Raw genomic sequence first — 23,272 nt, 5'->3', positions numbered from 1 at the left:
GCCCACTTTCATTCAAGCGAAATTACAGCTATTGCTTAGGAGTCCTGACCAGCCGAGGGAATCGCCATGCCTGTTCATGTCATCAACTTCACCGGCCCGATCAATGCCTCGACGTGCGGCCAATTGATCGATAAAGCCTCGCTCGCCGTAAAGGAAGATGCACCGCGACTGATCGTCAACATCGCCACCATGGGCGGCGAATGCAGTTACGGTTTCACGATGTACAACTTCCTGTTGGCCCTGCCTATTCCGGTACACACCCACAATTTGGGAACCGTCGAATCGATGGGCAACATTGTCTTTCTGGCCGGCCAGCGCCGCACCGCCTGTACCCACAGTAAGTTTCTGTTTCACCCATTTCATTGGCACCTGCAAGGTTCGGTCGATCACTCGCGCATGTCGGAATACGCCATGAGCCTGGATTACGACTTGCACCTCTACGCCCAGATTGTCGCCGAGCGTACGAGCAACGGAAAAAACGCTCTGGAGACAGAGAAATATCTGACAGCAGCGCCGCGCATCATCAATCCTGAAGAAGCCATGCATTCAGGCCTTATCACGGCGATTGAAGACACCGAGGTTCACGCGGACTTTGTCTGCTCGTGCATCTACTCCTGATCGTCCCACTTGATAACGCGTCGTAGCGGGCGCGTTCCTGTCTTAACAACCGGCAATTCAGCAAAAATTCCAGACGAACTTGTACAGAATCGATCTGCCGTACAGGCTTACAAAGCGCCCAATCAGCCGGTCATCACGCCCGTTTCAGTTTCTCTGAATTATTCATTTCGCCAGATATCCCTCTTCTTAACAGCCGGAGGAAATGTATGAGCGGAGAGGATTTGTACGTGATCGATTACCTGCTTCACGGGAAGCCCAGGTCATTCGTCATTCGCACAAAAAACATGAACAATGCCGAAGCGTGGCAATGGGCAAGTTGTGACGCGGGTATCGCGCCCATTCCCCGCCCCGGCCGACCTCCGTTGAAACGTTTTTCCAAACCGATGGCGGAACGCTTTGGCGTGACCGAGGTGCAATGGCGAGAATCAGTACCTTTGGTCTGGGAGGAGGATCACGTGAAATGACAGAACGCACATTGAAATTCGGTTTCGGCCGCTCGTGGGATGACGAGATGGCGGAGAATGCCGCGATGTTCCGTGAGGCCGATCTGCTCGAAGAAGCGGCTTACAGGATCATCGAGAACGATACGGACAATCCTGAAGCCTGGGCCCGTTTCAGCGAAGCCAAGGCTATGGCCGACGCCAAACGAACGGCGGCCTATCAGGACTGGATGCGCATCAAGCGCGCGATGAGCAAGCCGCGCTCGAAATAGCGGACTGGCGCCTCATGGCTTGAGGATCAGCAGGGGCTCGCCTTTCGGGACAACGTAAGTGGCCAGTTCGACGCCTTTCGCGTTGCCAACGTTTTTGGCTACATGCGCGACGCCCGCCGGAATGAACAACGAATCACCGGCCTTGAGTATCACCGGCGCCCGCCCTTCGAGCTGATACTCGAACGTGCCGCTGATGACATAGGCGACTTCCACGCCGGGATGAGCATGACGAGGCGAGGTGACGCCAGCGTCGAAATCGATACGCGCCTGAATCACCTCGCGATTGTCAGCGCCGAGATCCTGACGAACCAGATCGGTGCGGCTCAGACCTTTCTGCCAGCTCGTTGCCGGCGCATCCGCCGCATGGGCGAAGCCGGTCAGGGAGGCGAAGACAACGGCAGAAGCCAGAAACAGTGGACGGTACATGGTGATGCCCTCTTGAGCGTAGTGTTGGTGTGAGGGCTACTTTGGGCTCGGCATGTAGGGCGGATGTGTCTCGAAGGCGCAGTTTGGTGTTGCCGTGTGTATCGGCTGAGGGTTGATACATGCTTATACAAACGTGTCGCTGGCCACCGCCACAAGCCATTCTCTGAAAGCGCTGATCTTTGGCGATTCAGCGGTTTCATGGGGTGTAACCAAATAGAAACCGAGATCATCCTGCAGGCGCAGGTCGAACGGTGCGACCAATCGGCCCGCACGCAGATCGTCGTTTACATAAGTCGAACGACCGATGCACACGCCCTGCCCGTCAATTGCCGCCTGCACCGCCATCATCGCCAGATCGAAGGTCAGCTTCCCGCCGTCGGCCAACTGCGCAGGCTGGCCGGCGGCGCTGAGCCAGGCCTGCCAGTCGCTGGCGGTGAGGCCGCTAACTTGTACAAGGGTGTGACTGGCCAGATTTTCCGGAGCGTGCAATGTCGTCGCCACTGCTGGACTGCACACGGGAAATACCTCATCGGCCATGAGAAAGTCCGCGCACAAACCTTTCCAGTCGCCCCGTCCGTAGCGAATCGCCGCGTCGATGCCTCCTCGGCGAAAATCCACCAGATCGGTAGTGGCGCTGATGCGCACATCGATGTCCGGGAACGCCTGCTGAAATGCCGGAAGGCGCGGCAAAAGCCATTTCGACGCAACCGAGACCAGTGTGCTGATGGTCAATACGCTGGACCCGCGCGACTCGAGTAATTGTTGCGTCGAATGGCGCAACGCTTGAAATGCAGAACGCACCCCCGGCAGGTAGGCCTGCCCGTCTTCGCTAAGCGCCAGGCCATCCTTGAGGCGCAGGAACAATGCCACGCCCAACTCGGCTTCGAGGCGCCTGATCTGGTGACTGATTGCTGTCTGCGTGACGTTCAACTCGGTCGCAGCGGTGGTAAAGCTCATATGCCGGGCCGCCGCTTCGAACGCGCGCAGGCCGTTGAGGGAGGGAAGTCTGGCAGTCATAAGGCTAAGGAGCGCATGAGAATTTGTCATACGCTAGCACTGCAAATGACCTTTGCGGAAGTTTTGCCCGCAGTGGATCGTGGTGCCTCCACTTTCAAGGGATATGCCATGAAACTTTACTTTGCACCGAAGACCTGTTCGCTCGCCCCGCATATCGTCCTGCGCGAACTCGGCTTGCCGTTCGAAATGATCCGCGTCAACAACCAGACCAAGCGCACGGCTGACGGCCGTGACTTCCGCGAGATCAATCCGAAAGGCTACGTGGCCGCGCTGCAACTGGATAACGGCGAAGTGCTCACTGAAGGCCCGGCGATCCTGCAGTTTCTCGCCGATCAAGTCCCCGGGAGCGACTTGGCACCTGCCGAAGGTACGTGGCAGCGCGCACGTTTGCAGGAACACCTGAACTTCATCAGCTCGGAGATTCACGGCGCCAGCGCCCCATTGTTCAGCGCGGAGATTCCGGAAGCGGTCAAAGCGATTTTTCGGCAGAAACTGTGCAAGCGGCTGGATTACCTCGAGCGCATTCTGGCGGATCGGGACTATCTGATGGGTAGCTTCAGCATTGCCGACGCCTATCTGTTCACGGTGCTGACCTGGTTGCCGACATTCGATATCGATATCGCCGAATGGCCAGCTCTCGCCACCTATATGGAACGCATCGGCGCGCGACCCAGTGTGCTTGCGGCAATTGCCGCAGAAGAAGCGACTTTGCCAGTCTGAACACGCGCGGGCCATGGCCGGAGGGAATCTGTAAACTGCCGCAATCTTCATTCACTCAAACAAGAGATGCCCATGGCCAATCAAGACATCATCTTCACGCCGGATCCCGACACCGATTCGATTTCTTCCGACGTTGCCACCTTCGGCGGCATCATGGTTTCCACGCAGATTCCAACCCGCGCCGATGGCAGCCTGGAACTCGGCGGCATCACCGAGCAGAGCGAGTGCACCCTGCAAGCGCTGAAAGTCGCCTTGGAACGTGCTGGCAGTTCGATGGACCGGGTGCTGCACCTGACGATTTACCTGACCGACATGGGCGATCGCGGGGCTTTCAATGAAGTGTACAAACGCTATTTCGCCAAGCCTTGGCCGGTGCGGGCGGCGGTAGGCGTGGCCTCGCTGGCGGTTGAAGGGATGCGTGTGGAAGTGACGGCGATGGCCGCCAAGGGCTGATTTGCGGAAATACAGCGTAGGCCGCAGCCACGATTCCGAAGTGCGACATACGCAGTGAAATACTCAAGGGCGCGCGCCAAACACAGCAGCCACCAGGATCAGGCCGTTTGGCAAGCGCTGGCTCGCCCGTTGAGCGAATTAGCGTCAACGGTCTATTCACAAAACTCAAAGTGGACCGCTAGCTACAACAAACAGTTTACCTTCTGATACCCGGTATGTTTGCCCGCGGTGCTCGACTTCAAAATTGAATGTTGCCGTAATCGAATCGGTACCTTCTTCGTGTTTGCGCGCAAACTCTATCGTTCCTGTTTTCGCATATAAAATTTCATGCGACATAGTCATCACTCCCGCCACGGGACTTCCGAACCCGCCAACTTCATGCGTACCGTCGGTGAGGGAGCGATCTATCACAAATGAAATGATCTCACCCACCTCGTCCGTAAAATATTGGCCAATAACGCTGAACGTCTCCTTTGTGCCGAAATAAAGATGCCGAGTAGCGGAGAATATCGGCTTGCCAATGCCCGGATGATTGGGTGAAACGACCGCTTTGTAATACACTTCGGCCTTCTCCTGCGGACGCGATTTAAACGACGCGAAATCCGAGATACCAAGCGTCGCGAAGGCGTTATTACCTTTCATGATATTAATCTCCAATGTCTTGCGTAATATAGGCCAGAGCGACTTCCCGCTCCCACCCGATGTTCACGCTTTGGACGCGGGCGGACAACTGACAGACTTTACAGTTATGCATTGCCTCGTATTGTGCTAGGTCCTTCGTACCTGATATCGGCACGCTGGTGCCGCCTTGGTGTTTCACAGGTACAATGCGCCCCTTGCCCGTGACCGCCTGACTAAAAAAACTATGTCCTTGCCCAAGCATCACCTGGAATTGCTCAGCCCTGCCCGCGATGTCGCCATTGCCCGCGAGGCCATCCTGCATGGCGCTGACGCCGTGTACATCGGCGGCCCGAGCTTCGGCGCACGCCACAACGCCTGCAACGAAGTCAGCGAAATCGCCGAACTGGTCGAGTTTGCCCGCCGTTACCACGCGCGTATTTTCACCACCATCAATACCATCCTGCACGACAACGAGCTGGAGCCGGCGCGCAAGCTGATCCATCAGTTGTACGACGCCGGTGTCGATGCGCTGATCGTCCAGGATCTGGGCGTGATGGAGCTGGACATTCCGCCGATCGAGCTGCACGCCTCGACCCAGACCGACATCCGCACCCTCGAGCGAGCGAAGTTCCTCGATCAGGCCGGTTTCTCACAGTTGGTGTTGGCCCGCGAGCTGAACCTGAAAGAAATCCGCGCCATCGCCGATGAAACCGATGCCGCCATCGAGTTCTTCATCCACGGCGCGCTGTGCGTGGCCTTCTCCGGCCAGTGCAACATCTCTCATGCGCAAACCGGCCGCAGCGCCAACCGTGGCGACTGCTCCCAGGCGTGCCGCTTGCCCTACACCCTCAAAGACGAAAAGGGTGGCGTGATCGCCTACGAAAAACACCTGCTGTCGATGAAAGACAACAACCAGAGCGCCAACATCCGCGCACTGGTCGAGGCTGGCGTGCGTTCATTCAAGATTGAAGGTCGCTACAAGGACATGGGCTATGTGAAGAACATCACCGCCTATTACCGCCAACGCCTCGACGACGTGCTCGAGGATCGCCCGGACCTGGCCCGCGCTTCCAGCGGCCGCACCGTGCATTTCTTCCTGCCCGATCCGGAAAAGACTTTCCACCGTGGCAGCACCGATTATTTCGTCACTGATCGCAAGATCGACATCGGCGCCTTCGATTCGCCGACCTTCACCGGCCTGCCGGTCGGTACGGTGGAAAAAGTCGGCAAGCGTGACATGCAGGTCGTCACGCATGAGCCGCTGTCCAACGGTGACGGTCTGAACGTACTGGTCAAACGCGAAGTGGTCGGTTTCCGCGCCAACATCGCCGAGGCCAAAGGCGAGTTCGAAGAAGACGGCGAGAAGCGCTACCGCTACCGCGTCGAGCCGAACGAAATGCCCGAAGGCCTGTTCAAGCTGCGTCCGAGCCACCCGCTGAATCGCAACCTCGATCACAACTGGCAACAGGCGTTGCAGAAAACTTCCTCGGAACGTCGTGTGGCCCTGAGCTGGTTCGCCCGTTTGCGCGAAGAACAGCTGGAAGTGACCGCGACCAGCGAAGAAGGTATCAGCGCCAGCATCACCCTCAACGGGCCGTTTGGTGTCGCCAACAAGCCTGAGCAAGCGCTGGAGCAATTGCGCGACCTGCTCGGCCAGCTCGGCACCACGCAGTATCACGCCACTGACATCAAGCTGGATGCGCCGCAAGCGTTCTTCATTCCCAACTCGCAGCTCAAGTCGCTGCGCCGCGAAGTCATCGAAGCGCTGACCGCCGCCCGTGTCGCGGCTCATCCGCGTGGCAGCCGCAAGGCCGAAACCACGCCGCCGCCGGTGTACCCGGATTCGCACCTGACCTTCCTCGCCAACGTCTACAACCAGAAGGCGCGCGACTTCTACCACCGTCACGGCGTCAAGCTGATCGACGCGGCGTATGAGGCTCACGAAGAGCCAGGTGAGGTGCCGGTGATGATCACCAAGCACTGCCTGCGCTTCTCCTTCAACCTGTGCCCGAAACAGGCCAAAGGCGTCACCGGTGTGCGTACCAAGGTCGCGCCGATGCAGTTGATCCACGGCGATGAGGTGCTGACGCTGAAGTTCGATTGCAAGCCGTGCGAGATGCACATTATCGGCAAGATGAAAGGCCACATCCTCAACCTGCCGCAGCCGGGCAGCGTGGTCGGCCACATCAGCCCTGAAGACCTGATGAAAACCATCCCGCGCGCACCGCACTGAGTGACCGGCGTGCGCGGTGTTTCGGCATCGCGCACGCCCCGGTTGGCTCAAGCGCGTTAGATCGCAGGCATAAAAAAACGCCAACTTCTTGCGAAGTTGGCGTTTTTTCGTAGATGGCAGGGGCGGCTGGATTCGAACCAACGCATGGCAGGATCAAAACCTGCTGCCTTACCGCTTGGCGACGCCCCTGTAGCTCTGGCCAGCGGCTCCGTTAGGATCGCTGTGAGAACGGGGCGCAATTTAACAACATTCATTTCGTTTGGGAAGCCCGAGATGAAATATTTTTTGTTTTAAAACAGCGACTTATTATTTTCGCGCGAAAACAATGGGTTTCGCCTCTGTGTATCACACTGTGTACGCGCCCCGCCGCCATACACGCCCTTGCAAAACTGCCGTCCGGGGACACACAACGGATACGTCGCTACGCTTCAATGCACCCAAGGTTTCAAGGGTTCATCCAGCCCCTTGGCTACAGGCCCGCAAAGGAGACGTCAGCATGAAACAGGCTCTGCATACCTCTAAAATCAAAGCCGCACTTGGTTTGTCGGTCTTGGCGCTGTCATTGCTCGGCGCCGTCGGCAGCGCTCAGGCGCAAACCACTGCACCGGCCGCCGTCAGCTATTCCGCGCCCTCTCCTTTCGGCCCGCTGAAGCACATCAAGGCTGGCTTGCTCGACGTGGCCTACGCCGAAACCGGACCTGCCGATGGCCCGGTGGTGATTCTGCTGCACGGCTGGCCCTACGACATTCACAGCTACGACGAAGTCGCGCCACTGCTCGCGGCCAAGGGTTACCGCGTGCTGATGCCGTATGCACGGGGTTATGGCGACACGCAATTCCTGTCCAAAGCCACTCTGCGCAACGGCCAACCGGCGGCCTTGGCCAGCGACATCATCGACTTCATGGATGCGCTGAAGATCAAGCAAGCAGTGCTTGGCGGCTACGACTGGGGCGCGCGTTCAGCGGGCATCGTCGCAGCGCTGTGGCCAGAGCGCGTCAAGGCGCTGGTGGCGGTCAGCGGCTACCTGATCGGCAATCAGGCCGCCGGGCAGAATCCACTGCCGCCGAAAGCCGAATTGCAGTGGTGGTACCAATTCTACTTCGCCACCGAACGCGGCCGCGCCGGCTATGAAAAGAATACCCACGACTTCGCCAAACTGATCTGGCAACTGGCGTCGCCGCAATGGAAATTCGACGACGCCACCTTCGACCGCAGCGCCAAGGCATTGCAGAACCCCGATCACGTCGAGATCACCGTATTCAACTACCGCTGGCGGCTGGGCCTGGTGCAGGGCGAGGCGAAATATGCCGCGCTGGAAGAGAAGCTTGCGACTGCCCCGTCGATCAGCGTGCCAACGATTACGCTGGAAGGTGATGCCAATGGAGCGCCGCACCCGGCACCGGAGGACTACGCGAAGCGCTTTACCGGGAAATATCAGTTCCGGTTGATCGAGGGTGGGGTTGGGCATAATTTGCCGCAGGAGGATCCGAAGGCGTTTGCGCAAGCGGTGATTGATGCGGATGGCTTATAGGCGCAGCCTGGCTGCCGTTCCGTCTGTCGCAGGACTTGAACTACATAGGGCCGATCACGTCTGAACTGATGCGATATTAACCCCCCTACGGAAGCTATCATGCTTTTAAAAAACAAGAGTCTCGTTGCTGTCATGTCCTGCGCCATGATGCTCGCAGCCGCCCCACTCCTCCCTGCTGATCTGTCCATCATGAATTCTGCCCATGCAAAGGATGGCGGTGGCGGTGGTAATGGTGGCGGCGGCGGTGGCGGTAATGGCGGCGGCGGTAATGGCGGCGGCGGTGGAAATGGCGGGGGCGGCGGGAACGGCGGTGGCCACGGTGGCGGCACAGGCGGTGGTCACAGCGGATCGGATCACGGCAGCGCCAACAGCAACGGCCGAGGCAATGGACTCAGCAGTGATCATGCAGGCAAGGCTGTCCGCGACCGCGGTGAAAGCGGCAATCACTACGGCAGCGTTCGCAATGACGTTAGCGGGCACGGCTCAATAACTTCGGGCATCGCCCAGTCCCGAGATACGCGCGGCGTGACCAAAGCTGCTGCCATCTCTACCTCAACCCCTGGGGAGCACAATTCGAAAGGATTGAGCAACGCCGCAACGTCGAACACAAAGACATCCCGCTGATCGGCTGTAGATCAAGCACGCAAGCATAAATAAAAAGGGCGCCCGACAAGGCGCCCTTTTTTCACGCTTCGTTATTGACCGGAGTCAGCGTGATTAACGGCTGGTCCTATTTAACCAGCCGCTTCTCCTTCGAGGGCCTATAACCGAAGTACGAGCTATAGCACTTGCTGAAATGGCTCGGTGACACAAAACCACACGCCACCAGCACTTCCACCTGCGACAGCTCGGTGTGTTGCAGCAGGCGCCGTGCTTCGGTGATGCGCAGTTCCAGGTAATAGCGCTGCGGCGTGGTGCCCAGTTGTTCCTTGAACAAGCGCTCGAGCTGGCGCCGTGAGCGGCCGGCGTAGACCGCCAGTTGTTCCAGCTCCAGCGGTTCTTCGAGGTTGGCGTCCATCAGCTTGATCACTTCCCGCAACGGCGCGCTGACGCAGATGTTTTCATCGGGTTTGATGCGCCGGTAGCGCGACTCTTCGAAGGCGAGGATGTCTTCGATGCCCTCGACCAACGCCTTGCCGTGCAAGCCCTTGATCCAGTCCAGCGCCATGTGGAAGGCCCCGGACGGGCTCGACGCGGTAAGGCGGTCGCGGTCGATCACATAGGGTTCGCTGCTGACGTGGGTGCTCTTGGCGATTTCGGTCAGTGCCGGGCGATGTTCCGGGTGGATCGAGCAGCGATAGCCGTCGAGCAAACCGGCGCGGCCGAGAAACCACGAACCATTCCACAATCCCGCCAGGCTCACGCCCCGCTCCGCTGCCGACTTGAGCAAGCCGATGAATTCGTCGCTGGCGCGCAGTTCGGTGCGATAACCGCCGCACACTACCAGCAGATCCAGCTCGTTAAGCGCAGCAGAATCCAGGCGCGCATCGGGGCGGATGACCAGGCCCAGATCGCTGATCACCTCGCCATCGCCCAGACCGAAGGTGCGCGACGAAAACAGTCCCGGGCGCAACAGGTTGGTGGTGACTACCGTGTCCAGCGCCTGGGTAAAAGCTGGCAGCGAGAAATGTTCGAGCAAGAGGAAACCGGTGCGGGTCACTCCGGTGTTATCGGGGTTCTGTTCATTCAGATAGCGAAGGTTCTTGCCCTTCATGCCACCGCTGAATTGACGTCGTTCAATCAAGGTCGGGTCCATCGGTCGTTGTTATGCGAGCGATAGTTGGCCGGTTCTGCGCAAGAGTCAATCACGCTCGAGGTTGATGACTGGTTACGCAGGGTACGGCACGCGCATTTACGACTGTTGACCAGCACTCGAAGATTGCGTGGAATGATCGTCCGCATGCTCACGTTGCAGAGAATCGCCGATTTCCTCTACCGCACAACCAACGTCATAACCGGCACGGATCAACTCGGCGAAACGAAGCATCACTGAAGTGCCGGCATCCAGCGCCAACGCATCGATCATCAAGTCCCGTATCGGCGCGCACAATTGGGCGTCAACTTCATCTGCATTTGCCTGACCGGTGGCACGGGCAATGCGCAAGGTCGCAGCAACGCCGCTGGTGTCTTCGTCAATGCCGAATACCTCGTCAAACAACATGCCCAATGTCGCTGCCGGTTGCTGCTCCGGTCGGCTCCAGGACCTGAGTTCGATAGACTCCCGTTTGACCCTTTCCAGGTAACGTCTGATCTTTCCCGGAATCGTCGCTGCTGCTTTCACGCAATTGTAGTATTGGTGGCTGGCCAGACTGGCGGCGTCTTTGACAACCTTCCATGCAACGAACCAGAGCTGGGAAACCTACCGCTGTGTAACATGATCACTGCGCACTCCCCGCTTTTCTTCCAACAACGTCCTGGGCAACACAAACCCTTCAAAACTGCGCTGAGTAATCGGGTTGTTGGCCTTCTGCGCGCCAATCCGATAACGCATCAACCCATCAGCGACTGAAAAGGTCAGGTCGACGCTGGTGTCGGTTCGGCCATTGAGGTGCCCGCGACTGAGCAGCCGAAACAACGACCACGGCCCGCGGTAGCTCAGGCTGGCGGTGTTGCCGGTGCTGTGCACCAGGGTCAGTTGGCTGCCATTGCTGTTGCCAAGGCTGTTGGGCCAGACCAGTCCGGTGCGTTGCGGCGCGCCGTGCTGGTAGGGGATCAGCTGGCCGTCGACGCTGAGCATGCTGCTCAGGCGGGTGGCGCTCAGGGCCAGGGGTTCGATGGTCAGTTGTACGGCCAGGTGGCCGCGATGGTTGAAGAAGGTGTCGCGGATGCGCTCGGCTTTTTTCAGTTGTTCAAGCACGTCGCTGCGCACCAGATAGCCGCCGAGGCTGTCGGAATACAGGGCGTCGAGGTTGTCTTTGAGGAACACGTTCAAGTACTGATCGTGGAATTGCTGCAGGCGACCCTGAGGGCCGAAGAAGGCTTCGAAGTCTTCCAGCGAAGCGTCCTCACCACTGGCTTTGAACGGGTAACGGTTCGCCAGGCGCTCGCGGTAGAAGCTGTAAATCTCGCTGTCCCAGCGTTTTTCCAATTCGCGCAGGGCGGCAATCACCAGTACCTGTGAAGTCTGATCAGCGAGTTTTTTGACGTGCTGGTTCAGCGGCTCAGGCAGGCCCACCGCGACGCGTTGCAAATTGGCAATCGGGTCAGCACCGTCCAGGGAGAAGCGGTTGAGTACGGTTTTCAGCGCTGCCTTGCCGGGGTCGGGGTTGTCGTGCACGGTTTTGGCATAGTCGTAGACTGCACTGACCGAGCGCAGGGTTTCTTCGTAGTAAGACGGCTGCTCGCCTCGTGCGGTGATGAGTTCTGAAAGACTGGAGAATGCGCGCCGAATTCCTGCTGCCTGTTGTTGCCCCTCTGGCATCTTGTCCAGCTTGAGCGGCGCTTGCCCTTCAGCCAAGGGCACGGCCGGGTAGATCACGCTGTTGTCGTGCAAGGTTTCCAGCAAACGCCGCAATGGAGCGGCCGGGCCGGTGACTTGTTCCAGTACCGCCACGCCGTGACTGAGGTCATCGAAGTCGGTGACCGCGAACTGATTCAGCGCCCGTCGCCAACTGTCGATGTAGTCGGCACTGTAGAGGGCGCGGATGCGTTGGGTCAGCACTTTACGGTCTTCGTCGGAGTAGTCCAGGCGTTGGCGCTCGCCGAGTACCCACTGGTCGATCATGGCCAGTTCGATAATGTCCGCTGTGCCGGGCTCGAAGTAGCTCCTGAAGCCCTTGGCGGTAAGCAGCGGCGGTAACTGCAGGCGGCTGCCCTCCTGATCAGAGTTGAGCGGGCGGTAGACGATGTCGAACGCCGGGCCGACCTCGTTGCGCAGGTCCAGCGGGCGATGCAAACGCTCCAGGGCATCCTGTTTCAGGCTCATATAGACCCGTTCGGCCATGGGCAACTGGCGCAGTTGCTGCTGCACCTGGGCAATGCGTTCACGATAGTGCGGCAGGTTGGCGTCGGCGTATTTCAACGCGTAGCGCAGGTGGCCCATCAAGTCGGCCTGCAACTGGCCCTGACCTGGATAGGCACGCTGCCACCGTTTGGCAACCCACTCTTGGACAATGGCCGGTCGACGATTTTGCCGCTCTTCGAGCATGCGGTAGACGCGCAAGGCCGCCAGTTGCTGATTGCTGCCGGCTGGCGCGGTGTCGATGACGTTTAGTACACCGCTGGCAATCGCTGGCAGGAAGCGTTTGGACAGCAGATTGAGATAGGCCTCATCCACCGTCGGGCCGATTGCCCTGCCCTGATACATCCCCATATCCGACAGCAACGGCCAGGCCTCGCGGTAGTCGCCGTACACCAGCACCGCATCCCGAATCTGGTCCAACGGCACCAGCAGGTTACGGCCGGTGATATCCACCTTGGCGTCGATATCCCGACCGCTGAATTCCTGACTCTTCGCCAAGACGCTGACCGCCTTGTCACGGTTGACGTTGAAATACAACTGCCAGGTCCCGATGATCACCAGACACCCCAGTGACGCGACACTGAACCCGGCGATCAGCAGCCGCCGTTTGCTGCGGGCCACCTTGATGTTGTCACCCGCCAGACCTGCTTCGGGGTAGATCACACGCTGGAACAGTTGCTGGGCAAAGTAGATCGCTGTACCACCGACAGGTTTGACCTCGGGTGGCGGTGGTGGCAGTTGATAGGCTTGTCCCGCTTCTTTGACGAAAACGTTGCTCAAGGTGCCCTGCTGCAGCACCGAGGAAAAATACAGCCCGCGCACCAGTGCCGGCGTGGTGAAACGATCGCTGCCGAGCATTTCGCTGAGGAAGCCGAACAGTGCCGGGCGCAAGCCCGCCATCTGATGCATCAGCGCCTGCAAGCAATCACGCTCATCCAATGTGCGCGAGTCCCTGGTACTGTTGAAAACCTGCTCGGTCAGGCAGGCGACAAAGGTTTGATATTGGCGCGTCAGTTCCGCCAGCCAGGCATCAAAATCATCCACCGCGTCCAGACTGAAGGTGAAACCCAGCAGATCTTCGCGCCCGCTGCGCGACAACCGGGCGAAGAATTCTTCAAAGCCTTCCAGCAGGTCGAACTTGCTCAGCGTGACGTACACCGGTAAGCGCGTACCCAACTGCCGCGTCAGTTCAAACAGCCGGGTGCGCAGCAGGTTGGCGTGGGCCTTGCGTTGTTCGGGTCGCTGCGTCAACAGGGCCTGTACATCGATCACCAGCACCACGCCGTTCAATGCCCGCCGGCTGCGGTTGCGCGTCAGCCAGTCGAGCAAGTGTCGCCATAGGCGCGGGTGGGTGCCGGCGGGCAGTACCGGTTTGACCTTGCCCTGCTGCTCGATGTCTTCAGTCGGTGAATCCGAGTGACTGAGGAACTCACCCGGCGGGTCAATCAAAACTGCTTCGTCGCCAATCCACCAATCCACCGGATAGGCCAGTTGCTCTTCCTGATGAACCCTGACCCCAGCCTTGGTCACATGGGACAAGGCGAAGCTCTGGTTGGAACGCGTGATCAGGCTGGTCTTGCCGGCATTTTCTTCGCCTAGCACCAGATACCACGGCAGCTGATACAGCGAACGGCGGCGCTCCATGTTGTTCAGCAGGTTGCCCAGGCTCCGATCCAGCGCCCGCTCCTGCGCCTCGATATAAGGCAGGCAAGGATCGGCCTGCACCGCCGCCTCATGTTGGCGTTCAACCTGCAGACGCTGGTAACGATTGCGCACCCGCCACGCCCAGATCAGCAGCGGCACCACCAGCACCACGACACTGGCCGAGACACGCATCGCCAGTTCACCCAGCGGCTGACGCTCGCGCCAGGTCCACTGCGGGCCCAGCCACCAGATGGCGATCAACAAAAATACCACGCCCAGCAGCACCAATACCGGCACCGCCTGGTTGAACTGACGCAGCACCGGCAGGCCCCAGCGTTTGAGGTAACCCCAGACCATCCCCATAAATCGCTCCTACTCCTTAACCGCTTTGATCAAATGACTGTCGTCGATGGGTTGCACCACTTTCCGGTACAACTCCGGCTCCCACCCCTGCGCCGTGGTCTCGCGCATCAACCGCGCAACACTGGCGTACAAATCGTCCGCCAACCACGACAGCCCACGCGATGCCAGCAGGTCGGCTGCGATCACCGTGGCGTAGCTGCGCTGGCGCGGGGCATCTTGGGTGGCGTGCAGTTCCTGCAGGCGCAGCAGCACCACTTCCACGCCTTCGGTATTGAGCTGAGTGGCCAATTCGTCGCGCAGGCCGGCGTATTCCTGTATCGGGGTGCCGGTGATTTGCGCCTGATCGGCGCCGCTGATCCAGGCCTGGGTCTGCGCATCTACGAACGGCGTGCCGTCGCTGAAGCACAACTCCAGCAGCGCCGGCAAACGGCAGACAAACCGCTCGCAGGTCTGGCGAATGGCGGCCGCCACCTCTTCCATCGCCAAGCGCGAGGCAACGTGGGCAGCCAAGTAACTGCCACGTAGCCAGTACGGCGAAGCGCAGACGCTTTTTTCGATGCGCAGCAGCAGGTTCGGCTCAATGGCGGTGTGGTTCAGCGCGTCCTGATAGCCGTCGACGATATCCTTGGGCACAGCAGTCAATTCGGTGCGACGGTCGCGGGTGACGGGGGGCGCAGTACGCAAATGCGACCACAGGCCGAAGCGTCGCAGTTGGTAGCCGGTGGGGTCGTAGGCATCTTGCTGGTTGATCTGCTCGGCCATGTTCAACACAGCGCGGCGTTGTTCGCGCTCATTGCTCGGCGCTTGTGGTTTGGGGCTGGTAAAAAAGGCTGACTCCAGCACACTGCCGGAGGTGGCCGCACGGGTGGGCTCAGTGGCAACGACGGGCTCGCTGTATTTGTCCAACTGGCGTTGCAAGGCGTCCAACGGGGCCGGGTCGAACCTGGCGCTTTCGACACAGCGTTGCAGATTGGCCAGGGCCAGTTCCGCTGCGGCTTGGCAGGCTGGTTCAAAACTGCTGCGTTCCAGGGTCGGCAACACCTGCCCCAGCTCGCCCAACAGACGCTGCACTTGCTTGCGTTTGTTGAGGTAGCCGGTGGGGCCGGGCTTGGGGTGGGCACTGTCCCAATACAACTCGACCATGCCGGCCAACAAACCCAGGGCATCTGCCCAGCGCGCCCATTGCCGAGTCCGCAGCCACACCACTTGCAGATGAGCGACGATGCGCCACTGCTTGCACTGGGTCGCCAGGTACTGGCGAGAGGCTTCGTCGATATACGCCCAGTCGATATCGCCCTCGCGCAGGCCGCCGAGCTTGACCATCTCCTGGTCGATGGCCTGGTAGGTTTCGTCCTCTACATCGAAATCCCCGGCGGGCTGTTCGGGGTCGATGGGGGTCAGCAGCAACTTGACGGTGTCCGCCGGCACGTCGATTACCAGCGACATGCCTGGCGCTCCTGTTCGATCAGCTCACCCAGCCCTTCAGCGTCAAAGACCAGGCCGTGCAGCCGCGGATAGTCGCTCTCCAGTCGCAGACGCTGGCCGCCGCCCATGTTGCGCAGCAACGAGATAGCTTGCAGGCCACGTCCGGCATCGACCACCAGGCCGGCATCATCCAGCACCTGCCATTGATAGGCGTCGGCAATCGGGCGCTCATCCTTGAACAGCTGGATGCGAATCTTGTTGGGTTTGGCCGGCTCATCCAGCACTAATTGCAGGCGCGAGATTTTCGATTCACAACTGATGGCCAGCAGAGGTCGAGGCGGCAACGCGCCCAATGCCGGGGCTGAGATCACCAGCCGGTGTTGCTGGTCGTCGTCCGGCTCGGGGAAGGACGACAACAAGAAACGCTGATCCTCAGTCGGACGCTTGGCTTCATTGCGCTGGACCAGATCGACAATCGGCAATACCCGGCCCAAGGCACGCGGCGTCGTAGGTGCCTGATGAATGGGCGTGCCGGCAGCCAGATCAAAACACTCCAGACGCTTCAGGGGCGAGACGATGGCAGGGCAATCCCGGTTCGCTGCCTGCGCCTCCATTACTGCCACAACCGACAGGCAGAGCGCCCATTTCCAACCTCGCCATCCGTTGCCCATCAACGCCTCCTGAATATGCCTCGTCGCATCCAAACCGGATATTTTTCAACTTTCGAACTAACGTGGCTCGCAGTGAAAGTTAAATTAATTAACTTGCAAAGCGTCGCCTGCGCTCAGCAGATAGGCAAGTAGAAGACGAGCAAGACACTGTCAAACCCTGCATAAAAAGAGGCATCCCTCAGACACTTCCATGACAGCTGTAGGAAATCTAGAAGCATTCATCACGATTCTTTTTTCCTACATCCAAAACCCACGAAACGCGTCCCTCTCGTCCTACAAGACAAATCCTGCAACAGCTGTTTCTAATACACCGACTTTACGAAAAAGGATTTTTCCCATGCCGAAAACCCATGGATCTGTCGCGCCCAAAGAACGCGTCAACATCAAGTACGTCCCGGCTACGGGCGATCAACAAGCAGAAGTAGAGCTGCCCCTGAAGCTATTGATTACCGGCGACTTCAAAGGTCACGGCGAGTTAACCGCCATTGAAGACCGGCAATCGGTTCGAATAGACAAAGACACATTCAACGAAGTACTGAACAACGCTGCAGTTGCTCTGGATATGGCGATTCCGTCTGTTCTGAACAACGAAATCGATACTGACCTGACTGTGCAACTCCAATTCAAAAACATCAATGACTTCGGTCCCGATGCCGTCGCACGGCAAGTTCCTGAATTGAACAAGTTGCTGGAATTGCGTGAAGCCCTGGTTGCACTCAAAGGTCCCTTGGGCAATGTCCCGGCCTTTCGCAAACACCTGCAGAACCTGCTGACCGATGAAAACGCCCGTCTACGCCTGGCCAGTGAACTGAACCTGGTTCTGGACGCGCCAAACAACTGACTGGAACGCCCTTCTCAACGGAGTACTCCCCCATGCCTATGGAAAGCGCCGCCGCACAAATCCTGGTGGCTGACGAACAGCCGTCGCTGCTTGATCAGCTGCTGGCCAACACCACTATGCGCCCGTCTCAGGAAGGCTACGCGGTAGCTCGCCAAGGCGTGGCCGCGTTCATCAGCGAAATCCTGCAAAGCGGCGATCACCAGCAGCCGGTCAACAAGCACCGGGTCGACCAGATGATTGCCGAGATCGACCGCGCCGTCAGCAAACAGATGGACGTGATCCTGCATCAGCCGCAGTTCCAGCAACTGGAATCGGCCTGGCGTGGACTGAAGCTGCTGGTGGATCGCACGGACTTTCGCGAGAACATCAAGCTGGAAATGCTGCACGTCACCAAAGAGGAACTGCTAGACGACTTCGACAACGCCGGCGACATCACCCGCAGCGGCTTGTACAAGCACGTCTACACCGCCGGCTATGGCCAGTTCGGTGGTGAGCCGGTTGGCGCCATTGTCGGCAACTACACCTTTGGTCCCAGCTCGCCGGACATCAAGTTGCTCAGCTATGTGGCCTCCATCGGCGCCATGTCCCATGCACCGTTTGTCTCGGCTGCGGGCCCCGAGCTGTTCAACCTGGAAGGCTTCCAGGGTCTGCCCGACCTCAAGGAAGTCAGCGATATTTTCGAAGGGCCGCGCCACAACAAGTGGCGGGGTCTGCGTGAATCCGAGGACGCGCGCCACCTGGCCCTGACCCTGCCGCGTTTCCTGCTGCGCCCGCCCTACAGCATTGAAGACAACTCGACGCGCAGCTTTGGCTATGACGAAACCGTCGACGGCAACCACGACAATTACCTGTGGGGCAACACCGCGTTCCTGATGGCTTCGCGCATCACCGACAGCTTCGCCCGCTACCGCTGGTGCCCGAACATCATCGGCCCGCAATCCGGCGGCGCGGTGGATGATTTACCGGTGCACCTGTACGAATCCCTCGGCCAATTGCAGGCCAAGATTCCTACCGAAGTGCTGATCTCCGACCGCAAGGAATTCGAGCTGGCCGAAGCCGGGTTTATCCCGTTGACCATGCGCAAGGACAGCGACAACGCGGCGTTTTTCTCCGCCAACTCGGTACAAAAACCGAAGAACTTCCCCAAGACCCGCGAAGGCCAGCAAGCCCAGACCAACTACAAGCTCGGCACCCAGTTGCCGTACCTGTTCATCGTCAATCGCCTGGCCCACTACATCAAGGTGCTGCAACGCGAACAGATCGGCAGCTGGAAGGAACGCCAGGATCTGGAGCGCGAGCTGAACGACTGGCTCAAGCAGTACATCGCCGACCAGGAAAACCCTTCCTCCGACGTGCGCAGCCGTCGCCCCTTGCGCGCCGCAAAAGTCGTGGTGCAGGACGTGGAAGGCAATCCAGGCTGGTACCAGGTGTCGCTGGCCGTTCGCCCGCACTTCAAGTACATGGGCGCCAACTTCGAGATCTCACTGGTCGGTCGGCTGGACACCCAGTAAATGGGCGCCAGCCTGTTTGAACGCCTGGAACCCGACGCACCGCGCTACCGCCCTGGCAGCGTGGATGAACAGGCGCGCCAGCGTGTCGAAGCGATCAAACGCCACCTCGAACAGGTGCTCAACTCACGCCAGGGCTGCTCGCAAAGCAGCCCTGAACTGGGCCTGCGCGATTTCAACGGCGTCACCCAGGCCAGCAGTGATCTGGTGGTAGCGATCAGCGCCGATATCCGGCGTTCGGTGGAAGCCTTTGAACCGCGCATCAAGGTCACGGGTGTGCGCTTTCAGCCCGACCCGGACTTGCCGCTGGAGCTGAACTTTCGCCTGGATTGCCAGGTGCAGGTCAACCACAAGGAAGAACAGGTGCAGATCGAGGTGGCCATGCACGGCCGCGACGGCTACACCCGCGTGCGATGAGGATGCAATGGACTTGAAACAACGCTTTGCCGAGGAGCTGCGCTACCTGCGCGAACTCGGCCGCGAGTTTGCCGAGGACAACCCGCAACTGGCGCAATTTCTCGGTGATCAGGCCGGCGATCCGGACGTGGAGCGGCTGCTGGAAGGCTTTGCCTTCCTCACTGCCAAACTGGGGATGAAGATCGACGACGATTTGCCGGAGCTGACTCACCCGCTGTTACAGATGCTCTGGCCCAACTACCTGCGGCCCCTGCCGAGCGCGACCATCATCCGTTTTACACCGTTACCGGATGCGATCAGCCAGCGCCAGGTGATCCCCAAAGGCACGCCACTGTTTGCCAAACAGGTGGATGGCATCTCCTGCCAGTTTCGTACCTGCACCGACGTCAGCCTGTACCCATTGGCGTTGCAGGAAGTCAGCGATGCCCACAGCCGCGAAGCCTCAGTGATGCGCATCGACCTCAAGGTGTTGACCGAGCAACCGCTGACCAGCATGGCCTGCGATCAGCTGGATTTTCATCTGGGCGGCGATAACGCCACGGCGCTGACGTTGTACCTGTGGCTCGCCCATTACCTGGACAGCGTCACGTTGCACATCGATAAGCAAAGCTATCGCCTGCCAGCCAAGGTTATCGGCTGTCCCGGTTTCACCCCCGAAGAGGCGCTGCTGCCCTACCCGCGCAATGTGTTCGATGGCTACCGGATCCTGCAGGAGTACTTCGTGTTCCCGCAGCGTTTTCACTTTTTCAGCCTGACCCAGCTGGCACGCGTCTGGCCGGAGATGAGCGCCAACACCCTGCGATTCGAGTTTCAGTTCAGCCGGCCCATGCCGCCTGATATTCGTCTGCGCACCAGTGACCTGCACCTGTACTGCGCGCCGGCGGTCAACCTGTTCCGTCACGATGCCGATCCGATTGCGCTGGATGGACGCAGCCTGGAACGGCGTATCAGCCCCAGCGGTAACCGCCCCGAAGCCTACGAGATTTTCAGCGTCGACAAGGTGGCCGGTTGGGATGCCGCCGACAAGGAGCGCAAGGGCGATCCGTTGCGACGCTTTACTCCGTTCGAGTCTTTCCAGCATGAGATCGAACATGCGCGGGGCCGCACTGTGCTGTACTTCCGCACGCATATCGAAGAGTCCCACGGGAGTGAAGGCTTGCGTCATCGCATCGCTTTCGTGCGCGGCGATGAAAGCCTGTACATCGGCGAGCATGAAGCGGCATCCATCGAGTTGACCTGCAGCAATCGAGATTTGCCGCAGTTGCTGGGCGTGGGGGATGTATCGGTGTCCACCGAGGTGACGCCGTCGTTTGCCACTTACACCAACCTGATCGCACCGACTCGAAGCTACCGGCCAGTGCTGGATAGCAGCCTTCACTGGACGCTGATTTCCAACCTGTCGCTGAACTATCTGTCGTTGCTGTCGGCCGAGCCGCTCAAGGCAGTCATCCGCGCTTATGACTTCGCCGCCCTGCACGACCTGCAACAGGCCCGCGCCACGCGCAAGCGCCTCAACGGTATCCAGAATGCCGTGACCACCCCCATCGACTGGCTGATGAAGGGCCAGCCGGTACGTGGCGTGCAGACCCGTCTGCAACTGAACCAGGACGCCTTCCTTTGCGAGGGCGAGCTGTACCTGTTCGGCAGCGTGCTTTCGCACTTCTTCGCCCTGTACGCGAGCATCAATTCCTTCCATCGCCTGGAAGTGATCAATACCACTAACAACGAGCGCTACGAATGGCCACTGTTGACCGGCAGACAACCCGTGATCTAGCCGATGTGCTGCTGGCCGACGCGCGGAACTATTCGTTCCATCGTCTGCTGGAGCATCTGCACGCCTTGCATGGCGACGACCTGGAAGCGCAGCCGATGAGTGCGGCGGTGCGCCGCCGGGTGCGCCTGCAAAGCCATGCGGGGTTGGGCTTTCCGGCTTCCGACGTGGTCGAGGCGGCGCGCCTTGAGGAGGACCGCGAAGAAGTGCGCTATCGCTTGCAGACCAGTTTCTTTGGCCTGCACGGTACCGACTCGCCACTGCCCGGCTATTACCTGGATCGCCTGGCCTATGAGCAGGCCCAGGAGCGCGGGATTCGTCCGGCATTCATGGATTTTTTCAATCATCGCTTGCTGACCCTACTGCACATGAGTTGGCGCAAGTACCGCTACTACATCCGTTTTCAGGCCGGAGGCAGTGACCGGTTTTCGCGATATGTATTTTCCCTGATCGGATTGAACGACAACGACCTGCGCGGCGCTACGCCGTTGCCTTGGGGCCGCCTGCTGAGCTTCGCCGGCTTGATCGCCAGTCGCAGCCGTTCACCTTCGATGGTGTCCGGCATCGTCGAGCACAGCTTTGATCTGCACGGCGTTTACATCCGTGAGTTCGAGGCGCGCTGGGTGAATTTGCCGCAGCGCCAGCGCCTGGTGTTGGGCAAGGCCAACGGCACCTTGGGCAGCGATTTTGTGGTGGGTGACCGCAGCAAAACCCGCGCCAGCAAGTTCACCCTGGTGATTCCCAACCTGACCCAAGCCCGTTTTCGGCAGTTTTTACCCAGCGGCGAGCAGTTCGGGCGTTTGCGCCAGTTGATGGAATTTCTGCTGCGCGATGCCACCGCCTACGACCTGGAACTGGGGCTGCGTGAGGAAGATGTACCGCCGTTCAACCTGCAACGCGCCAGCGGCACCCACCTGGGCTGGACCAGCTTTATCGAACATCAAGAACAACGCCATCCCGCCGTGGTGCGGATTCGGGGGCGCGCATGAAATTGACGCTGGTTATCAACAATCCTGCGCAGTTGCTGCACGGGTATTTGCCCCTTCATCGGTTTGGCCCACAGGGCGGCAGCATCGGCAGTGCCGCGGTGGACTGGCGCCTGGAAGATCGCCACAACAGCGTACGCCCCAACCACTGCGACATCCGCGTCGTCGAGGGGCGCTTTTGTGTGATTGACCGCAGCGGAAGAACCTACGTCAACGGTCACGATCTGCCGCTTGAGCGCCATGTTGCGATAAGCCTCAACGACGGTGATCGGTTGCAGATTGGTGCGTATCAGGTCGCGGTGCAGTTGGGCGAGCACGCCCCGGGGCAGCATTCGCTCGATGAGCTGCTCGGCGACCATCCTGAGGGCATGCACGTGTGGCACCAAGGAGACCTGCCGAGTCGGCCAGCGGCGGATAGGCGAACTGGCACTTGCCCTGAATTCGAACGCCTTTGCCGGCCGGTGGATTTGGCGGAGCAAGGTGATCCGCTGCTAGCGATGGATAAGGCGCCGCTACCCGAAGTGCTGGCGGATATTGGCGCGCCTGCACACAAACGCAGCGTCAGCCTGTTCAGCAACCTGCGTTTGGGCACCTTGTTGCTGGCCTGCCTCGCCCTCGGCGGCTGCACCATGCTCGGCAAAATCGGCCAAGTGATCTGGACGCCGTCGATCCCGGTTGGTGGTCCAGACGACCAGCCCAGCCGTTACTCCCTGAGCCTGTACGCCAGCGACAATGTCAATCCACGGCTGATCAGCACCGGCACGGCACCGGACGAGGACTCGATCCATTCCCCTTACACTCTCAACGTGCAGGCCACCAGCCCGCAGGCGCTGACGGATAAAGTCCAAACCTTGCTCAATCACCTTTACGAAAGCGTGCCGGCCCAGTCACCGCTGACCTCGGAACCAGAACCCGTGGTGTCAATGTCGCCTATCGACGAAGCGCTGCTGGGTGACTACGACGACCAAGGCGTTCGCCTGACCACGCCGTGGGGCAACCCGGCGCTGCAACATGTCGCCACGCCGATCGCCTTCAAGGTCTTGCAGTTGACCGACGACTCGCTGCTGGTCAACGCCAGCCCTCAGGCCATGGCCGAAGACCTGAAAAAGACTTTGGGCAGCACCTACATCCGCGCCGATGACTACCTGCTCAACCCCGGCCAATTCAAGTTCATCGACCTTCGCGCACTGGATGGAGACACGCGCTTTATCGCAGTGATCGCCAACTACCACAGCACCGATGTCGGCCAGTGGAAACAGCGCCTGCGCGTCGAGCCAAAAGGCCGCCAGTACGCCGTCCTGGTGCAGTTGGATGCCACCCAGGTCAGCCTCAAGGCAGAAACCCGATGACGCCT

General features: G+C 59.6%; 22 protein-coding genes and 1 tRNA gene. 14 read left to right on the top strand and 9 right to left on the bottom strand.

Going from position 1 to position 23,272, the window contains the following annotated elements:
• Positions 1–66 precede the first annotated feature (66 nt).
• The 3 genes from AB4N47_RS08635 (at position 67) to AB4N47_RS08625 (ending at position 1,330) form a co-directional block, all read left to right on the top strand.
• Positions 67–618 carry an ATP-dependent Clp protease proteolytic subunit gene (locus AB4N47_RS08635; RefSeq protein ID WP_073476696.1) on the top strand — a complete coding sequence of 184 codons (552 nt, stop codon included), beginning with the start codon at positions 67–69 and terminating at the stop codon, positions 616–618.
• Positions 619–824: 206 nt separating this feature from the next.
• On the top strand, positions 825–1,082 hold the full coding sequence (locus AB4N47_RS08630; RefSeq protein WP_341637352.1) for a DUF6555 family protein: 258 nt from the start codon (positions 825–827) through the stop codon (positions 1,080–1,082).
• Positions 1,079–1,330: a hypothetical protein gene (locus AB4N47_RS08625; protein WP_122602898.1), complete on the top strand. Its 252-nt coding sequence runs from the start codon at positions 1,079–1,081 to the stop codon at positions 1,328–1,330. Before AB4N47_RS08630 ends, AB4N47_RS08625 begins: the two co-directional genes overlap by 4 nt.
• A gap of 12 nt (positions 1,331–1,342) precedes the next feature.
• Here AB4N47_RS08625 and AB4N47_RS08620 read toward each other — a convergent pair whose 3' ends face one another.
• Both AB4N47_RS08620 and AB4N47_RS08615 read right to left on the bottom strand, forming a co-directional pair.
• Positions 1,343–1,756 carry a cupin domain-containing protein gene (locus tag AB4N47_RS08620; RefSeq protein ID WP_341637351.1) on the bottom strand — a complete coding sequence of 138 codons (414 nt, stop codon included), beginning with the start codon at positions 1,754–1,756 and terminating at the stop codon, positions 1,343–1,345.
• Between the two features lie 123 nt (positions 1,757–1,879).
• Positions 1,880–2,773: a transcriptional regulator GcvA gene (locus AB4N47_RS08615; RefSeq protein WP_341637350.1), complete on the bottom strand. Its 894-nt coding sequence runs from the start codon at positions 2,771–2,773 to the stop codon at positions 1,880–1,882.
• Positions 2,774–2,881: 108 nt separating this feature from the next.
• Here AB4N47_RS08615 and gstA point away from each other — a divergent pair, with 108 nt between their 5' ends.
• Positions 2,882–3,493, top strand: coding sequence for a glutathione transferase GstA (gene gstA / locus AB4N47_RS08610; RefSeq protein WP_341637349.1), 612 nt, complete (start codon positions 2,882–2,884; stop codon positions 3,491–3,493).
• Positions 3,494–3,565: 72 nt separating this feature from the next.
• Positions 3,566–3,946, top strand: coding sequence for a RidA family protein (locus AB4N47_RS08605; RefSeq protein ID WP_024013136.1), 381 nt, complete (start codon positions 3,566–3,568; stop codon positions 3,944–3,946).
• A gap of 165 nt (positions 3,947–4,111) precedes the next feature.
• On the opposite strand, the gene AB4N47_RS08600 is transcribed toward AB4N47_RS08605, so the two are convergent.
• Positions 4,112–4,588, bottom strand: coding sequence for a hypothetical protein (locus AB4N47_RS08600; protein ID WP_341637348.1), 477 nt, complete (start codon positions 4,586–4,588; stop codon positions 4,112–4,114).
• 223 nt (positions 4,589–4,811) lie between these two features.
• Between AB4N47_RS08600 and AB4N47_RS08595 the strand changes: the two genes are divergently transcribed.
• Entirely contained in the window at positions 4,812–6,800 is a 1,989-nt protein-coding gene (locus AB4N47_RS08595) for a peptidase U32 family protein (protein ID WP_341637347.1), read from the top strand.
• Positions 6,801–6,914: 114 nt separating this feature from the next.
• On the opposite strand, the gene AB4N47_RS08590 is transcribed toward AB4N47_RS08595, so the two are convergent.
• Positions 6,915–6,989: transfer RNA gene (locus AB4N47_RS08590), tRNA-Gln, on the bottom strand.
• 307 nt (positions 6,990–7,296) lie between these two features.
• Between AB4N47_RS08590 and AB4N47_RS08585 the strand changes: the two genes are divergently transcribed.
• Positions 7,297–8,331, top strand: coding sequence for an alpha/beta fold hydrolase (locus AB4N47_RS08585; protein ID WP_341637346.1), 1,035 nt, complete (start codon positions 7,297–7,299; stop codon positions 8,329–8,331).
• Between the two features lie 99 nt (positions 8,332–8,430).
• Entirely contained in the window at positions 8,431–8,955 is a 525-nt protein-coding gene (locus AB4N47_RS08580) for a hypothetical protein (RefSeq protein ID WP_341637345.1), read from the top strand.
• A gap of 106 nt (positions 8,956–9,061) precedes the next feature.
• On the opposite strand, the gene AB4N47_RS08575 is transcribed toward AB4N47_RS08580, so the two are convergent.
• The 5 genes from AB4N47_RS08575 to vasI all read right to left on the bottom strand — a co-directional run bounded on the left by AB4N47_RS08575 (position 9,062) and on the right by vasI (position 16,395).
• Complete coding sequence (locus AB4N47_RS08575) at positions 9,062–10,087, bottom strand: GlxA family transcriptional regulator (protein WP_071172615.1); 1,026 nt, start codon at positions 10,085–10,087, stop codon at positions 9,062–9,064.
• 96 nt (positions 10,088–10,183) lie between these two features.
• On the bottom strand, positions 10,184–10,492 hold the full coding sequence (locus AB4N47_RS08570) for a hypothetical protein (protein ID WP_341637344.1): 309 nt from the start codon (positions 10,490–10,492) through the stop codon (positions 10,184–10,186).
• Between the two features lie 198 nt (positions 10,493–10,690).
• A complete protein-coding gene (gene tssM, locus AB4N47_RS08565) occupies positions 10,691–14,299 on the bottom strand; it encodes a type VI secretion system membrane subunit TssM (RefSeq protein ID WP_341637343.1) in 3,609 nt (1,202 codons plus the stop codon).
• Between the two features lie 9 nt (positions 14,300–14,308).
• Positions 14,309–15,745: a type VI secretion system protein TssA gene (gene tssA / locus AB4N47_RS08560; protein ID WP_341637342.1), complete on the bottom strand. Its 1,437-nt coding sequence runs from the start codon at positions 15,743–15,745 to the stop codon at positions 14,309–14,311.
• A complete protein-coding gene (gene vasI / locus AB4N47_RS08555) occupies positions 15,733–16,395 on the bottom strand; it encodes a type VI secretion system-associated protein VasI (protein WP_341637341.1) in 663 nt (220 codons plus the stop codon). Before vasI ends, tssA begins: the two co-directional genes overlap by 13 nt.
• 337 nt (positions 16,396–16,732) lie before the next feature.
• Here vasI and tssB point away from each other — a divergent pair, with 337 nt between their 5' ends.
• The 6 genes from tssB to tssJ are packed head-to-tail and all read left to right on the top strand — an operon-like array spanning position 16,733 to position 23,267.
• Complete coding sequence (gene tssB, locus AB4N47_RS08550; RefSeq protein WP_341637340.1) at positions 16,733–17,236, top strand: type VI secretion system contractile sheath small subunit; 504 nt, start codon at positions 16,733–16,735, stop codon at positions 17,234–17,236.
• A gap of 38 nt (positions 17,237–17,274) precedes the next feature.
• Positions 17,275–18,747, top strand: coding sequence for a type VI secretion system contractile sheath large subunit (gene tssC, locus AB4N47_RS08545; RefSeq protein ID WP_122611401.1), 1,473 nt, complete (start codon positions 17,275–17,277; stop codon positions 18,745–18,747).
• A complete protein-coding gene (tssE, locus tag AB4N47_RS08540) occupies positions 18,748–19,161 on the top strand; it encodes a type VI secretion system baseplate subunit TssE (RefSeq protein ID WP_130899894.1) in 414 nt (137 codons plus the stop codon).
• A 7-nt stretch (positions 19,162–19,168) separates the two neighbouring features.
• Entirely contained in the window at positions 19,169–20,935 is a 1,767-nt protein-coding gene (tssF, locus tag AB4N47_RS08535; protein ID WP_281896372.1) for a type VI secretion system baseplate subunit TssF, read from the top strand.
• Positions 20,899–21,921 (top strand): type VI secretion system baseplate subunit TssG, encoded by a 1,023-nt coding sequence (gene tssG / locus AB4N47_RS08530; protein ID WP_341637339.1) that lies wholly within the window; start codon positions 20,899–20,901, stop codon positions 21,919–21,921. The genes tssF and tssG overlap by 37 nt, the downstream gene beginning before the upstream one ends.
• On the top strand, positions 21,918–23,267 hold the full coding sequence (tssJ, locus tag AB4N47_RS08525; protein ID WP_341637338.1) for a type VI secretion system lipoprotein TssJ: 1,350 nt from the start codon (positions 21,918–21,920) through the stop codon (positions 23,265–23,267). Before tssG ends, tssJ begins: the two co-directional genes overlap by 4 nt.
• The last annotated feature ends 5 nt before the right edge of the window (positions 23,268–23,272 follow it).

Source organism: Pseudomonas sp. S3_G06 (assembly GCF_054667565.1).
The sequence above is the reverse complement of the archived record's forward strand: the minus strand, read 5'-3'. Positions and strand labels throughout refer to the sequence as shown.

Coding starts and splice junctions, on each gene's coding strand:
- AB4N47_RS08625 (WP_122602898.1), top strand. CDS start 1,079: ATGACAGAACGCACATTGAAATTCGGTTTCGGCCGCTCGTGGGATGAC.
- AB4N47_RS08580 (WP_341637345.1), top strand. CDS start 8,431: ATGCTTTTAAAAAACAAGAGTCTCGTTGCTGTCATGTCCTGCGCCATG.
- tssM (WP_341637343.1), bottom strand. CDS start 14,299: ATGGGGATGGTCTGGGGTTACCTCAAACGCTGGGGCCTGCCGGTGCTG.
- tssA (WP_341637342.1), bottom strand. CDS start 15,745: ATGTCGCTGGTAATCGACGTGCCGGCGGACACCGTCAAGTTGCTGCTG.
- vasI (WP_341637341.1), bottom strand. CDS start 16,395: ATGGGCAACGGATGGCGAGGTTGGAAATGGGCGCTCTGCCTGTCGGTT.
- tssE (WP_130899894.1), top strand. CDS start 18,748: ATGGGCGCCAGCCTGTTTGAACGCCTGGAACCCGACGCACCGCGCTAC.
- AB4N47_RS08570 (WP_341637344.1), bottom strand. CDS start 10,492: ATGTTGTTTGACGAGGTATTCGGCATTGACGAAGACACCAGCGGCGTT.
- AB4N47_RS08635 (WP_073476696.1), top strand. CDS start 67: ATGCCTGTTCATGTCATCAACTTCACCGGCCCGATCAATGCCTCGACG.
- tssC (WP_122611401.1), top strand. CDS start 17,275: ATGGAAAGCGCCGCCGCACAAATCCTGGTGGCTGACGAACAGCCGTCG.
- tssG (WP_341637339.1), top strand. CDS start 20,899: ATGGCCACTGTTGACCGGCAGACAACCCGTGATCTAGCCGATGTGCTG.
- AB4N47_RS08615 (WP_341637350.1), bottom strand. CDS start 2,773: ATGACTGCCAGACTTCCCTCCCTCAACGGCCTGCGCGCGTTCGAAGCG.
- gstA (WP_341637349.1), top strand. CDS start 2,882: ATGAAACTTTACTTTGCACCGAAGACCTGTTCGCTCGCCCCGCATATC.
- tssB (WP_341637340.1), top strand. CDS start 16,733: ATGCCGAAAACCCATGGATCTGTCGCGCCCAAAGAACGCGTCAACATC.
- AB4N47_RS08575 (WP_071172615.1), bottom strand. CDS start 10,087: ATGGACCCGACCTTGATTGAACGACGTCAATTCAGCGGTGGCATGAAG.
- AB4N47_RS08620 (WP_341637351.1), bottom strand. CDS start 1,756: ATGTACCGTCCACTGTTTCTGGCTTCTGCCGTTGTCTTCGCCTCCCTG.
- AB4N47_RS08595 (WP_341637347.1), top strand. CDS start 4,812: ATGTCCTTGCCCAAGCATCACCTGGAATTGCTCAGCCCTGCCCGCGAT.
- AB4N47_RS08585 (WP_341637346.1), top strand. CDS start 7,297: ATGAAACAGGCTCTGCATACCTCTAAAATCAAAGCCGCACTTGGTTTG.
- tssF (WP_281896372.1), top strand. CDS start 19,169: ATGGACTTGAAACAACGCTTTGCCGAGGAGCTGCGCTACCTGCGCGAA.
- tssJ (WP_341637338.1), top strand. CDS start 21,918: ATGAAATTGACGCTGGTTATCAACAATCCTGCGCAGTTGCTGCACGGG.
- AB4N47_RS08605 (WP_024013136.1), top strand. CDS start 3,566: ATGGCCAATCAAGACATCATCTTCACGCCGGATCCCGACACCGATTCG.
- AB4N47_RS08600 (WP_341637348.1), bottom strand. CDS start 4,588: ATGAAAGGTAATAACGCCTTCGCGACGCTTGGTATCTCGGATTTCGCG.
- AB4N47_RS08630 (WP_341637352.1), top strand. CDS start 825: ATGAGCGGAGAGGATTTGTACGTGATCGATTACCTGCTTCACGGGAAG.